Source organism: Bradyrhizobium sp. SRL28, from assembly GCF_018596315.1.
Lineage (GTDB): Bacteria > Pseudomonadota > Alphaproteobacteria > Rhizobiales > Xanthobacteraceae > Bradyrhizobium.
In genome coordinates, this window is the sequence record NZ_JAHEAG010000084.1 from 1 (window position 1) to 12,676 (window position 12,676).

13 protein-coding genes and 6 pseudogenes are annotated in these 12,676 nt (G+C 59.0%); 3 read left to right on the top strand and 16 right to left on the bottom strand.

Annotated elements, in window-relative coordinates; genetic code table 11:
- A pseudogene (locus tag KIP88_RS47505) lies at window positions 1–140 on the top strand (IS630 family transposase); the annotation flags it as partial.
- Window positions 141–403: 263 nt separating this feature from the next.
- Here KIP88_RS47505 and KIP88_RS48065 read toward each other — a convergent pair.
- The 14 genes and pseudogenes from KIP88_RS48065 to KIP88_RS43815 form a co-directional block, all read right to left on the bottom strand.
- Window positions 404–604, bottom strand: coding sequence for a DUF1045 domain-containing protein (locus KIP88_RS48065; RefSeq protein WP_283848588.1), 201 nt, complete (start codon window positions 602–604; stop codon window positions 404–406).
- A 37-nt stretch (window positions 605–641) separates the two neighbouring features.
- Window positions 642–1,066, bottom strand: a pseudogene (locus KIP88_RS48860) (DUF1045 domain-containing protein).
- The gene (gene phnL, locus KIP88_RS43760; RefSeq protein WP_249791506.1) at window positions 1,066–1,809 is read right to left on the bottom strand and encodes a phosphonate C-P lyase system protein PhnL; all 744 of its coding nucleotides are present in this window, start codon (window positions 1,807–1,809) and stop codon (window positions 1,066–1,068) included. Before phnL ends, KIP88_RS48860 begins: the two are co-directional and overlap by 1 nt.
- A gap of 34 nt (window positions 1,810–1,843) precedes the next feature.
- Window positions 1,844–2,131: a hypothetical protein gene (locus tag KIP88_RS43765; RefSeq protein ID WP_214494249.1), complete on the bottom strand. Its 288-nt coding sequence runs from the start codon at window positions 2,129–2,131 to the stop codon at window positions 1,844–1,846.
- Window positions 2,132–2,894: 763 nt separating this feature from the next.
- On the bottom strand, window positions 2,895–3,398 hold the full coding sequence (locus KIP88_RS43770; RefSeq protein ID WP_214494250.1) for an extracellular solute-binding protein: 504 nt from the start codon (window positions 3,396–3,398) through the stop codon (window positions 2,895–2,897).
- A complete protein-coding gene (locus KIP88_RS43775; RefSeq protein ID WP_214494251.1) occupies window positions 3,365–4,201 on the bottom strand; it encodes an ABC transporter substrate-binding protein in 837 nt (278 codons plus the stop codon). Before KIP88_RS43775 ends, KIP88_RS43770 begins: the two co-directional genes overlap by 34 nt.
- 155 nt (window positions 4,202–4,356) lie before the next feature.
- Window positions 4,357–5,259, bottom strand: a complete 903-nt coding sequence (locus tag KIP88_RS43780) for a metallophosphoesterase (protein ID WP_214494252.1) — start codon at window positions 5,257–5,259, stop codon at window positions 4,357–4,359.
- Window positions 5,260–5,278: 19 nt separating this feature from the next.
- Window positions 5,279–6,421, bottom strand: a complete 1,143-nt coding sequence (locus tag KIP88_RS43785; protein ID WP_214494253.1) for an alpha-D-ribose 1-methylphosphonate 5-triphosphate diphosphatase — start codon at window positions 6,419–6,421, stop codon at window positions 5,279–5,281.
- 24 nt (window positions 6,422–6,445) lie between these two features.
- Window positions 6,446–7,107: pseudogene (locus KIP88_RS43790) on the bottom strand (ATP-binding cassette domain-containing protein).
- Window positions 7,104–7,670, bottom strand: coding sequence for an alpha-D-ribose 1-methylphosphonate 5-phosphate C-P-lyase PhnJ (locus KIP88_RS43795; RefSeq protein ID WP_308163804.1), 567 nt, complete (start codon window positions 7,668–7,670; stop codon window positions 7,104–7,106). The pseudogene KIP88_RS43790 and the gene KIP88_RS43795 overlap by 4 nt, the downstream one beginning before the upstream one ends.
- The gene (locus KIP88_RS43800) at window positions 7,612–8,340 is read right to left on the bottom strand and encodes an autoinducer binding domain-containing protein (RefSeq protein WP_214494255.1); all 729 of its coding nucleotides are present in this window, start codon (window positions 8,338–8,340) and stop codon (window positions 7,612–7,614) included. Before KIP88_RS43800 ends, KIP88_RS43795 begins: the two co-directional genes overlap by 59 nt.
- 522 nt (window positions 8,341–8,862) lie before the next feature.
- On the bottom strand, window positions 8,863–9,651 hold the full coding sequence (locus tag KIP88_RS43805; protein ID WP_214494256.1) for an amidohydrolase: 789 nt from the start codon (window positions 9,649–9,651) through the stop codon (window positions 8,863–8,865).
- Complete coding sequence (locus KIP88_RS43810) at window positions 9,648–9,905, bottom strand: hypothetical protein (protein WP_214494257.1); 258 nt, start codon at window positions 9,903–9,905, stop codon at window positions 9,648–9,650. The genes KIP88_RS43805 and KIP88_RS43810 overlap by 4 nt, the downstream gene beginning before the upstream one ends.
- A gap of 46 nt (window positions 9,906–9,951) precedes the next feature.
- Window positions 9,952–10,244, bottom strand: a pseudogene (locus KIP88_RS43815) (alanine dehydrogenase); the annotation flags it as partial.
- Between the two features lie 125 nt (window positions 10,245–10,369).
- On the opposite strand from KIP88_RS43815, the pseudogene KIP88_RS43820 reads away from it, so the two are divergent.
- A pseudogene (locus tag KIP88_RS43820) lies at window positions 10,370–10,565 on the top strand (DDE-type integrase/transposase/recombinase); the annotation flags it as partial.
- Window positions 10,566–10,727: 162 nt separating this feature from the next.
- Window positions 10,728–10,904, top strand: a pseudogene (locus tag KIP88_RS43825) (IS5/IS1182 family transposase); the annotation flags it as partial.
- 71 nt (window positions 10,905–10,975) lie between these two features.
- On the opposite strand, the gene KIP88_RS43830 reads toward KIP88_RS43825, so the two are convergent.
- The gene (locus tag KIP88_RS43830) at window positions 10,976–11,659 is read right to left on the bottom strand and encodes a class I SAM-dependent methyltransferase (RefSeq protein ID WP_214494258.1); all 684 of its coding nucleotides are present in this window, start codon (window positions 11,657–11,659) and stop codon (window positions 10,976–10,978) included.
- Window positions 11,660–11,669: 10 nt separating this feature from the next.
- Window positions 11,670–12,676, bottom strand: a 1,007-nt coding sequence (locus tag KIP88_RS43835; RefSeq protein WP_214494259.1) for a hypothetical protein, incomplete at its 5' end; no start/stop codon positions are given.

Genomic DNA, 12,676 nt, shown 5'->3' on the forward strand with positions numbered 1-12,676 from the left:
TCCAAGCTGAAAGCGCTGCTGCGCAGGGCCCCCGAGCGCACCGTCGAAAGCTTGTGGAGCGTAATCCGACCTGCCTCGACCGCTTCACGCCCCGCGACTCTGCCAACTACTCTAAGGCCGCTGGATACGAGCCAACCTGATCGGAAACCGCTCTAGGAATCCCGTAGAAAAGTCCATGCGCCTGCCAGTGCAGCGCGAACGCGCCCGCATTGGCTCGGCGTTGAAATTCTTCAATACTGACGGATTTGTGATCTTCGCCGACGGAAGGAGGCGTGGTGATGACCCGGCGGACAAAAGAGAAGTCAGGGTCGGCCCCCGATCGCGCGCGAGCATAATCGATCAGGTTGTCCGCACCGCTGGGGCAACAACGAGGACCAGGCGGCCCTGCGCGTAGGTCATGGGCTCATACCGCTTCGCTGAGGAGCCTATGGCTCCTCAAAGCAAACTGCGAGCCCACCACAAAATCAGAGCTCGGATGTCCCTGAACAAAGAGAGAAAGTGCATCGACGCTGTAGTCTTCCGAGAGCAAGGTCGCGAAGACCGCATCCAATTCCCGCCGCACGTCAGACCGGCTCTCGGCGGGAACGCGATCCGTCAGCGTCATATGGAAGGCGGAAGCGGTCGAAAACGTAAGGATAGCCCTATCGCACGAGATGAGTGGTCTCGGTGTCGTTCAGTGAGCTGCCTAAACGACTCTGAAGCTCGCCCTGAGTCATGGGCGACCGGAAACCATCGAACTCCTCGACAATGCGCGCGGCAAAGCCCGCAAAGTGGGGATCGGATTCACGGGAACCAGTGCAGAGGAGCCGCCCAGCAGATCGATCTTCAAAGGGCCGATCGGGCACGGAAGCCAGGCTGCTACGAACCTGCGGAGAGTCCGCTCAAGCTTCTCGACTGAGCACCCCTCGTTCAATCGGAACGGTGCCTTAAGGGTTACGTGGAACCCGTAGCCGCGGGGTGCGGTGGAATGCGTCGCAGCCAAGCCAGGCCTCGCCGCGACGGTTAGGGGGTGTTCCGGAGCCGGCGTGTAATAGATCGCGTACCGGGGCGAGGACGGTTCGGGCATTATGCGGCCGTCTCCGCCGCTGTGGTATTGCGCCGAGACTTGCGAACGGGCGACTGGCCCACCTCGAACAGGCGGTCGGCCACAGCCTCACGCACCTCCTCATCATGGAAGATGCCAACGATGGCAACCCCGCGTGCCTTAGCCTCGTTGATCAGCTCAACCACGCTCTGGCGGTTAGCTGCGTCGAGCGAGGCTGTAGGTTCGTCGAGAAGGAGGACGGGGTAGTTAACCATGAAGCCGCGAGCGATGTTGACGCGCTGCTGCTCGCCGCCGGAGAAGGTGGCAGGCGCTAGAGACCACAGCCGCTCGGGGATGCGCAGCCGGCAAAGCAGGGTGCGGGCCGTAGCGTACGCCGTCTCTGAAGGAACGCCGTTCATGATCGCCGGCTCGGCGACGATGTCCAGCGTCGACACTCTTGGAATGACGCGCAGGAACTGGCTGACATAGCCGATGGTACGACGCCGGATCTCGATCACCTCCCATGGCTCGACCGCCAGCAGATCGACGAAGTTGCCATCGTGTTGAACGAGGATCTTGCCAGCGTCGGGCTTGTAGTTGGCATAGAGCGAACGCAGCAGCGTTGATTTGCCAGCACCGGATGGTCCATGCAGGCAGACACATTCGCTTGCGACGACCTTGAGTTCGATACCGCTAAACACGGGAATCTGCGCCCCGCTCTGAGTATGGAGGATGAAAGTCTTTGTTAGACCGTGAGAGTGAAGACGGATATCACTGGTGTTCATTCTGGCTGGCATTCCTTCATGAAGACGTATTGCATCACCGATTGATCGGCTGATCGCCGGTTGGCAACATCAACTTCAGAGATCTCTCCCATTCTTCAGCAACTTTCCCTATCTCGGTGGCGAGATCTGTGATGGCTGCGGCTGTTGCACGTGCGCCCAAGCAGCCAACGAAAAAGAAATGCTCTCCTTCAATGGTGCGGGTAAGTCTCTGAGCGAGAGATTGTGCCAATTGCCGGATTCTGTCCCATTCCTTATCGGAATGGAGACCGGTGTTACGACGCCTGTCATGCCAGAGCTCGACCAGACGCAACGTATTGACCATTCCCCATAAGCACCGGGCACCGAGCGCGCTTTTCGGATCCGAAGCTCCGGTCGGACCGATCGTTGATACCAAGGGATACTCGATAAAGCGGAATGGGCCAAGATCGCGACGGCATCGTCGTAAGGGTGACGCGTTCCGAAATCAGTGATACGCAGCGCTTCGCCCATGGAGATGCAGCTGGTTGCTTTCCAGGTATTCGGCGCGGTAAACCGAGCGCGAGATAATAGCGCGGCCATTCAGTTTATCTTGGATGTCGAGCTCAGGCTCGAAACGGCTTTGCACGTAGTCCATGGTATTTGGGTCGGCGGACACAAACCGCGTAGGCCTGCCGAGTTGATCGGAGTTTCCTCCATATCGACGATACCGAAGCCGGGGATCGGCGGTGTCGCCGCCGTGGCAATAAATCCATCGAGACGCCGACTCTGTTGATTCAATGCCACGGCAACGTTTCGTGCTATGCGACCAGACATGCTCCATCCGGCCGCGTACAACCCTGTGACAGCGATTTCACTCGTGACAGCCGAGATTATATTTGCCGCCATTCTTGCCCATGTTGATACATCGAGATCCCTTGGCACCATCCTAGAGAGGGGATGAGTCGTCGATCCGCTCCTTTGTGGCCGTAGGCAATTCGCGCCAGATGCGCGCCGCCGGAAAAAGACGAGAAGCGGACGGTCAGGACGCACGGCGCGCAGGTAATAGACGGCAGGCACGTCGTCCTGGAGAACACCCCTTTCAGTTTCGTATAGCAGGGCGCGCGATATCATCGGCAATACCCATCCTTTGGGATCAAACGATCTCCCCTCGGTTTCATGAGCGCTTTGGTAGAAGGGCCGATATTTTCCCGACAATACCTGCGAGTGCTTCTTTTGGCGTTTGCTTCTGAGTGATGACTGCTTGAAGATACTGGTCCGGTACGAAATTCGCCTTGGTAGAATTTTCGCCCGGAAACTGCTCCCAAACTTCTAGCTTTATCGACTTCTGAAAATGCAAACTTGTGGTGCGGGTGCGTGTTTAAAAAATCACGCAAACTTACCGGCAGATCCTTGCTCCGACTCTTTGGAGGAATGTAACCGGTTGACGTAACCATCAAGGATTGTCCTTCTGGGCTTGTAACGAAGCGCATGAAATCCCAAGCGGCTTCTTGTTGGGCACGCTGCGTCGCCGTCATCACGATCGCGTTGTCACCAGCCGGCAGAAAGCCGCGCTCGCCACAAGGAAAAGCACCAACTGTCATACCGAAGGACTTTCCGATCTTCTCCGCCAAGCCGCAATCCAGGAACTTGACCCGACAAGGATGCCCATCGTCCCGTTGATGAAGGCGTGCCGAGCCTGACCACTCGACATGTCCTTCATGCCAGCCCTTCCAAACTCTTGCAGAAGCCAAAGTGCATAGCGACCATTCTCATCGTTGAAGCCAATCGAGCCATCCGGCGCCATCAAATGGCCGCCGCGGCTGTTGATCAACGCGGGAAATAACCAGTTGCCAACATAATAAAACCGGCCACCTGAATAAGCTTCGCCAAGCAGGTTGACCCGATTTGCCAGTCGAATGATCTCTTCCCAAGCTGTGGGAAGCTCACTCTTGAAGCCAGCACGAAGAAGAAGATCGCGATAATAATATATTAGCGACGTGGCGAGCGCGAAAGGCAGGCCGAATATCTTACTGTTGTAGCGGCCGAGTTGAAGGCCCGTTTCGGCTATGCCGGATGCTGTCCACGCCGGATCTTTCTCGATGACGATATCCAGCGGTTGGGCGATCTTCCGCTCGACCAGGATTGGAATCTGCCCAAATCCCTGGAAAAGGAGATCCTGCGGCTGGCCAACCAGAGCATCCCGGATCGCACGCTGCAGCAATTCGTCATAGGTGCTGGCGGAGGCTAGGAGTCTGACGCCGATCCCTGGATGTCTTCGTTCGCACTGCTGGCCGAGCTCTTCGTAGAGTGCCCCGAAATCGGAGTAGCCGATTGTCAATGTCTGTTTTGATTGCGCGTGGCTGATGCCGGGATGTGCCAAAGCCATCGACGCGATCGATACACCAAGCAAACCGCGGCGAGTAATGTGATACATTTTGATGCTCTCCGAGTCGGTTGTATGGCTCTGCTAATGTGCGAGGAGGCATCATGATCGCGATGATCGGGCTATCACCATCTTTGGAATACTCCAGTGCTCTCTTATGCGGACGCTAGCGCCTTACAGCGTTTGCAAAGCGCAGACGACATCCGTTATCGTAACGAGCTCGCCTTAGAGACATTCCCGAAACCGGGAAATCGGCTGCCGCTGGCAAACTCATAGTAGAGCCCGGCACCGTCATGAACCCAGTTGCCTATGTCGAAATCCACCATGCGACGCGGCTCGTGCGTTTGCACTTCGATTTGCTTTCCGAGCCTCACCTCGGTCCAACCGACGCGTTTACGTCCGCCAAATTTCGGACGCCACTCGCACGCCATATCCGTCACGAAAGCCGTGCTCGGCGCCCAGACATGCCGGATACCATCGATCAGACGGTCCCGGCTCTGGTGCATGTCGCCGCTTAACAGAAGCTGGACCTTCCCCGCAACGAGATAGGTACTCAGCATCACGCGGCTTTCGGTCGGCATGAACCAGCCGGTCGTGTCGAATTCGGATAGCGCGGCATCGCAGACGGCCATGTGAGATAGGATGGTGACCCGCCGGGAGCCGGCCTCCATTATCGAGCGCTCCAGGAACTCCTCCTGTTCGGCTTCTGCTGCGAGCCCCGATGTCAGGATCATGCTATTCAGCCCGACGATCCGCCACTCGCCTATGTCGAACGACCAGAAATCCCTTCCTATTGTTTCGAGATAGCGGTTCCGCCGTTCCTCGGTGACCGCCGCTTCGGGAGCTGCCAATTTTGCGATATCGCCGATATCGTGATTCCCGGGGACTGCCAGCCATTGGCATGGCAGCCGGTCGAGTTGCCGCCGAGCAAACCGAAGGTCTGACGGATTGTTCGCCCCATCAAGGGCGAGATCCCCGCCGATAAGAACGAGATCCGGCTGTCGCCGTGATAGTTCATCGAGCAGGATTTCCCAGTTGAACTGAAAGAAAGGCCGTTCTTCGGACAGATGCGGATCGGAGATGAAAGCGATGAATGAAGAGGCGGTCATGATATTTCAGGTTTGGAAGTCAATAGACGAGGTGGCCAGCGCGCCATACCGATCGAATGACCGGCAAGCCGTTGTGAACGCGCACCCGCAGGAGATCGGCACGTTTTCCCCGGACTATCTCCCCTCGGTCGTCGAGGCCCACGCATGTAGCGGGAGATGTCGTTACTGTGGCGATCGCCTTTGGCAGCGACCAGCCGACTGTCTCCCCAGTTAGGAGAAAGGCAGCATGCAGGAGGCTCGCCGGGATATAATCGGAAGCCAAGATATCGAGCAGGCCCGATCTCGCGCATTCACCGGCTGAGAGATTGCCGATGTGCGATCCCCCCCGTACGAGATTGGGGGCTCCCATCACGACTTGGATATTCCGCCTGCGCGCCTCGGCAGCAGCAAGATGGCTTGTCGGAAACTCGGAAATCGCGTTCCCGAGCTGCTCTGCCTCAAGAATATGATCGAGTGTCGTATCGTCATGACTTGCCACGACGATGCCCTTCTCTTGACAGATTTCAGCGACCGCACGCCGATTTAGGGCACCGTATTCGTCTCGGGCTTTTTGTCGGGCGGCCAGGATGGCGTCAAGTTCCGCATCGGAGGCACCGGTCCTGCGCTTCTGATGCGCCTTCCATTTCCGCGGGTCGGGAAAGGTCCGCTGTCCGGGCGTGTGGTCCATAAGTGAGACCAGCTTCAGCCTAGGATGCTCCTGCAAAGCAGCGAAACGGTGCACAATGTCGGGTTCGATGATCTCGCACCGCAGATGTATGAAATGATCAGCCCGCAGCAGGCCTTCATTCGCTGCTTCCTCCATACCCTGCAGCATACGTCCGAGAGCGGCATTGCGATCTTTGTCGAACTCCTCCCCCATCAGTCCAAAACTGTCGAACATGGTGGTGATGCCGGAACTGATCACTTGAGCATCGTAGGAGACTGCTGCCGAAAGCGCGTGCCAGTAGACGCCAGGCCTCGGCGTGATGTGCTTTTCCAGATGATCGCTGTGAAGGTCGACTAGACCCGGCATAAGGAAGTCGCCGTCAAAGTCGATCGCTCCGGCAGGCGATTCGTCACCGGACGCGATGCCTGTGATCCAACCGTCTTCAACCTCGAGATGGCCTTGCACCACCTCGTTCGGCAATACAATCTGTGCATTGCCAAAGGATATTCGCGTCATTTCTACTCTCCGATCTACCGGCGCTCATGCTCGCAACACCGACGATACGAGCAATTGGGTGTAGGGGTGATGAGGGTCGTCGAGGACCTGATCGGTTCGAGAATCCGCGCCTGAACAGAGACGTCGAGGCCGCTGGTCGGTTCGTCCATGAGGAGTAGCCGTGGTCGCTTGACCAAGCCGCGGGCAATTTGCAGGCGCTGCTGCATCCCTCCAGAAAACGAGCCAGGAAGATCGTCAACACGGCCGGGATCTATCTCAATGTATTCGAGCCATTCCTTCGCGATCCGGCGCATCTGCGAAAAGTCGCGAAGGCCTGCAAGCGCCAGGGGTTCGACGATGTTAGCCCCTGCACTGATATTCATCTGCAAACCGTCCTGGGGTCGCTGATGGATAAAACCGACCTGCGATCGCAGGAGCGCGACGCGTTGCTCTTCCTGAAGTGACCATATCGGACGTAGGCGGCAGTCTTTGTCCTGAATTTCCACAATGCCGGCGTCGGGTCGCAAATGGCCGCCAAGGCAGCGGAGCAGGGTCGTCTTTCCCGAACCACTTTCCCCGACGATGGCGACGATTTCACCGGATGCGATTTCCAGAGAAATGTCGTGGCAGCCGAGTCGCCCGCTGCCGAAGCGTTTGGCGACCGCTTGGATGCGGAGCACGTACGGATCTCGAACGAGGCCGGTCATGATCGGCCTCCCATCGGTTCGCAAGCTCGCCGAGTGGTACAGAAGGAAGTATCCGAGCAGACGAAGCCGCCCATGCCTGCATCATCAGAGATCACATCCAGGTAGCTCTCGCTCGATCCGCAAAGGCTGCATCGTCCCTCAAGCTTCCGCGCGACAAACGGTCGGTCATCGAAAGACAGATTTTCGACGGGGGTGTGCGGCGGAATGGCATAGATGCGCCGATGACGACCGGCCCCGAACAGCATCAGTGCAGGACTACGATCGAGTTTGTGATTGTCGAATGCCGGGATCGGTGATGGGGCGACGAAATACCGACCATTGACGAGCGCGGGATGATTTGTCCCGCCGCCGGCATCACCAAACTTCACTATGTCTTCATAGAGTCTGACATAGAGCACTAGGAGCTCGGCGACTTTGGCTAGGTCGCCGCGATATCGCGAGGCTCTGCCGCTCGGATCAGGTGTTTGCCTTGGCGAAGACCTTTCGATCGGGGCGCGTGGATGATTAGGATAACAAACCGCGTCGCAACGCCTCGGCGACGCATTGGGCAATAGATGCTGCACCGAGTTTGCGGCGCGCGTTCTCAAGATGAAACACGACAGTTCGCGGCGCAATCTGGACCAGCACCGCGATATCGGCAATGGTTTTTCCGCGCGAGGTCCATGCAAGGCATTGGCGCTCGCGCTGAGTGAGTACACTTGCCGCGAGTTTACTGGCAGAGAGCACGTCAAGTCTGGCGGCGACATGACAATGAAAGTGCAACCCGACGAGGTGCACCAGATCCTTCCCGTCGGCCACGAGCCGCTCCGGGTGACCATCGCGGTCGCCCGTCGCCAGCGTAAATGCAGCCATCCGCCCAAATCCACCCCTGATCGGCACAGTGATGCCTGATCTAATCCCGAAGGTCGTCGCTTCATCGAAGAACCGGCGCTGCTCGCGATTTCCGGCCAGCGCTGACGCCTCGCCTCCCCAGCTGAACAGCGCATGCTCGGCACGCGCGCGGCGCACCACAGGATCGAGCTGCTGATATCCAAGCTGGAAGTACCGGCTGGTCCAGGATTTTGGATAGGACGAGATCAACATCGGCGTCTCGCCGGTCAGGCGCAGATAGGCAAATCGCTGAAAGCCCAGCCTCTGTGTTAGCCGCGATGCGACACGCTCGAATTCATCCGCGTTGCTTGCGGTTTGGATCGCATCGATGAATTCCTGGAAGATGCTTTCGAGCGGGCTCATTCCGGTTCTACCATTGTGAACATAATCGCCGGACTTCCGAATGACCTCACCGCACCTTTGGCGAAGAAGCCGTTCGGCCTACCAGGTCGCGCGAGCGCCCGACAGAACAGCCACGCCCACGCGGCCGGCTGGCCCGAGCTCGAGGCGCGCTGGAAGAGTAGACCCTCGACTGTTCGATGCGGGCGACGACCCATTGGGATAGGCCCTCGCCTGAAAGGCCTGCTAATTGGTGAATCCGCCAAGCAGATGAATTCCCATCTAACTCTATGTGAAGTACGCATCATTGGCTCTGGGTTCTACCGCCTTGGTTTGCTTGGATCGCTCGAGCCGAAAGGCGCGAACATCGCACAACCTACGCCGGTGCCGGCCTGCCTGTTGCGCTCTACTGGTTCTACGCGCACTGCCATGTAGGTTCTAAGAAAGCCTTGATGGACCGCCTCGATCAGCCGACTCTCCTCAAGCGAAGTTTTTCGGCGCCACCAAAGCCCGGAACACGGATCCGCTTTGGAGATGCTCATTTGGTTATTTCCGCAGGTCTACGGGTCCGGGTTGCCGAAAGCCGTAGAGGGCAGCAGACGTCTCGCCGAGGATCCGCCCTCGGGCGCCCTCATCTGGGACGAGTTCCTCAAGCCACTCCAAGGTCTCCGAATAGGATGGCGCATAGGCGTGGTCGGCCGTCACGTGCGGCCACTCCGACCCCCAGAGCAACTGTTCCGGCCCGATCTCCTCCAGCATCCTACCCGCCGCTGCCTGGGCCCAGCCATCTGGGACGCGTCCGATCCCCGACAGCTTGACCCACGCCTCGGCTCCCTTAGCGAGCGCCAGGAGCCGGTCCAGGCGCGGATCCCAGGCGGGATCGCGGGCGCTGTCCGCAAGTCCGAAGCCTCGGAACACCAGGCGATGGCCGTCAGCCAGGAACAGCTCTGCCAGGCGCTCACGTCCTTCGACGCCGCCGGACACCTCCAAGTGCAGGCCCAGCTGAAGGGCAGCCTCGAGTGACTCGGCCAGTGGATCGGGATCGTCGAGGGTTAGCGCCAAACCCGCGGCACCTGATCGGCCCCACTCCTCCAGGACATCAGGCGCCAGCGGTTGCACGAGGGGCGGAATGAGTCTCACCGGCATTCGGGCCTGCCTCGCCTGGGCGAAAAGCTCCGTCGGGTCGCCGTCCAGGAAAGCGGGCTGGACCAGGACCAACCCGGTGATCGCGCAGTCGCGCGCGGCGCCTTCCAGCCGCTCCAACGAGCCGTCGATGACGGGCGCGGTCCGCCGGGCCTCTCGTCGGAAGGCGTGGACCTCGCAGTCGATCCTCATGGAGCGCCCTCGCCGCAGAGTGCAGCCGGCAGGGCGACCGCCAGGCCGCAGCTCACCCGGAAAAGCAGGTCCTCGACGGCGGCGCGGCGCGCGTAGAGACTCTCCAGCTTCTGCTCAATCACGCGGCGGGCGACGTCCCGCTGCGCGTCCGGGCCGTGGCGCTCGGCCGCGATGATCTCGCCGATAGTGCCGAGTCCTAAAATGGAATGCTCGCGCGCCATTGCAAATACGGGGTCGCTATAGGTGATCCTCATCCGGTTATTTGCTCAGCTCTGTAAGTCTTAGTTGCGGAAAAAAACGCGCAAGATGCAGATAATTGGAGAGGATCTGGTTCTCTCGCAGCTGCGCCCACTCGGGAGGTGGGCTCCTTGACCTTCACGATCATCTCGCTCGATGCAAATACCTCGCCAGCGAAGTCCAGGATCGTTGCGCTAGCCGTGCGGTAATTGTCGTCCGTTATGCCAATGCCAGTGCCGGCATTGGTCTCGATTGCCACGCTGTGGCCCCGGCCGCCACATATTCGCGGGCGGCTCCAGGCGTGAGGCCACACGATATTCGTGCGTCTTGATTCCTTTAAGAACGCCGACCGTTATTAGCAATCTCCTTACTTGGACGACCTTTTCTGAGCGATAGCAGTTTTGTTCTCCTGCAAACTTGCAACGCAGGGTCAAATGGCGCAGAAATTCTGCGTTTTTGCCGCCATTGCGCAGGACTCCAAACAGATGGACGCTTCCGCATGCTGGCCGTGGTCGACGATTGCACGCGCGAATGCCTGGCGCTGAGGCCGACAACTTGCTTTCCGGCGCCCGGGTGGCAAGGGAACTGGAGGGCTGGTGATTGAGCGTGGCCAGCCGAAGATGGTGGTCAGCGACAACGGCAGCGAACTCACCAGCAAGGCCATCCTGACCTGGGCTGGGGACATGGCCATCAACGGGAAGCGGGCTGGCCCTCAATTTAGCAAGCTACGCAGGGGTCAGTTTCGCAAAAAAGTAAAGACGTGAATCGCTCAGAAACGAAAGGCCATGACCGAGCACAGCAAGGACAAGTTGGCTGCAGCGCTGCGCGATCTCGGCCTCAGCCGGCGCCTTGAGCGCAAAGCGCGTAATGTCGAGGTGATGTGGTTAATTGGCCGGCCGGCTCTTGATTATAAGTCGATCACCGATTTTCGAAAGGACGACGGCGCGGCGATCCGGAAGGTTTGTAAGTTCAAGGCTGCGAACAACCGCGACCGCAACTTCACGCATGCCAAGATGGCGAACCCTCCCGGCATCGTTCGTGATCAGGGCGTAGACGACGATTGAGGAGTCGAATATCGCGAGAACCGTCATTTCCGCATCCACTGAGCGGACTTGGGGGCTCGGAGTGCGATCCAATCAGGATCCGACCACGACTGCTCCACCTCAAAGCTGAACAAAGGGATCAGATAGTCCCGGATGATAATCGTGACGTGGGATTCATTGGCCTCATCCTCGGTCAACTCCTTACTCTCCTCGCCATCCGCATATTGAGCGGTGGCCTGGATCAGATGTCTCCTTCCGAAGGCGAACCTCACATCATCGAAAAGGAACAGGGCGCCAGGCTTCAACAGCCGTACTGCTGCGATGGCAGCCGCCAGATCTACGTAAATCGAATGGTTACCGTCAAGGTAGATGATATCGAAAGTCTCCCGATGCCTGGCCAACCTGATCAGGTTGAACAGGTATGTTCCCACGTGATTTCCCAGAAACCTGATGTCTCGATTGGCGATGCCGGCCGCGGCCAAGTCGGCCCGGCGTTCGGCGCAAACATTTTCGAAGTCCAAGCCCACATAGTGGATGCCGAGGTCGTCGATGGTCCTGAACCGCTCCTGTCTGAAGATTGGTCCTACGCCGATCTCGAGAAAGCGGCATCCTGGATTCTGTCCAAGGATGCGGAGCAGGCGCGTATGAACCAAGTGCCGGTACGCACGGTAGTTGCTGGGGAGAGGATGGCTAGCGTCAAATAGGAGGTCGTGACGGTCAACATTCATCGATCGTCTCTTAGTTGCTCCAGGAAATGTAGTTCCGGCGCGGCGCACGCATCACCCGACGCCTCACCTTCGGTGCGGCCGCGACCAGCACGATAGCCAACGTCACGCTGTTCCCAGCGAGAACAGCCGCAACCAACCCGAGAAGGTCGGCTGTCGACGCTACGTGGACGTCGCTGGCGAGGCTGAACACCAGTGCTGCCGACGCATTGACAACGTCCGCTGGTCTCGTCAGAGGCACGGGTGTCTGGGTGATGCACCGTCCGCCGATGACGCTGACCATATCGGCCATACCAGGCCGCAAGGAGAGCTGCGGCCGCCGGCACCAAAGTGACGGACGGTACGAAACACGCGTCGGCGGCTGCACAGGCAGCGAGGGCACACAGGAACTCCTGGAAACCGAATTCGCTGATCCGCTGGGGGTCATCGCGACCCATCCAACGATGGCACCGGCCAGAGGCATCTTTCGAAGCAGGCCGCGCCCATGCGCCCTGCCCCGAAGACACGATTGACAAAAACGGTCAGCACTACACAACTTGACAGCCAAGAACTCGAGCATCACGGCGGCGAGCAGAATCCTGTTGGCGAGGATCTCGCGGGGCCGGCTCAGGAAATCTCCAACGGCCGTCCGCCCCGCGCCTAACTGGAACGCCTCGCAAAGCCGCAGAAGAGCCGCAGCGCTGACCCCATAGACGAATGGTAGCCAGGAACTCGATTTTGCGGCGAGAAGACCCCCGGCGATCGGTCCGGTAGCCTGGGCGCATTTGGCCACCTTCGTCGATTGGGCGATGGAGTCCCTTAGCCGGTCGGTGTGGACGATGGCGGACAGTCGCGCGAGCGATGCCGGATACTCAACGGTGCGAGACGAGGAGAAGATCACGACAGCAGCCAAAGTCGCCGCGCTTGCGTGCTGAGTGTCGTTGGCGCTCAGCCATAGGGCCGTGACAGCTCGACGGCGAGTGATCCTATCCACCCTCCCCTTCTCGACAATCGGTCGACCAACTGCTTGAAGAAGGCTGG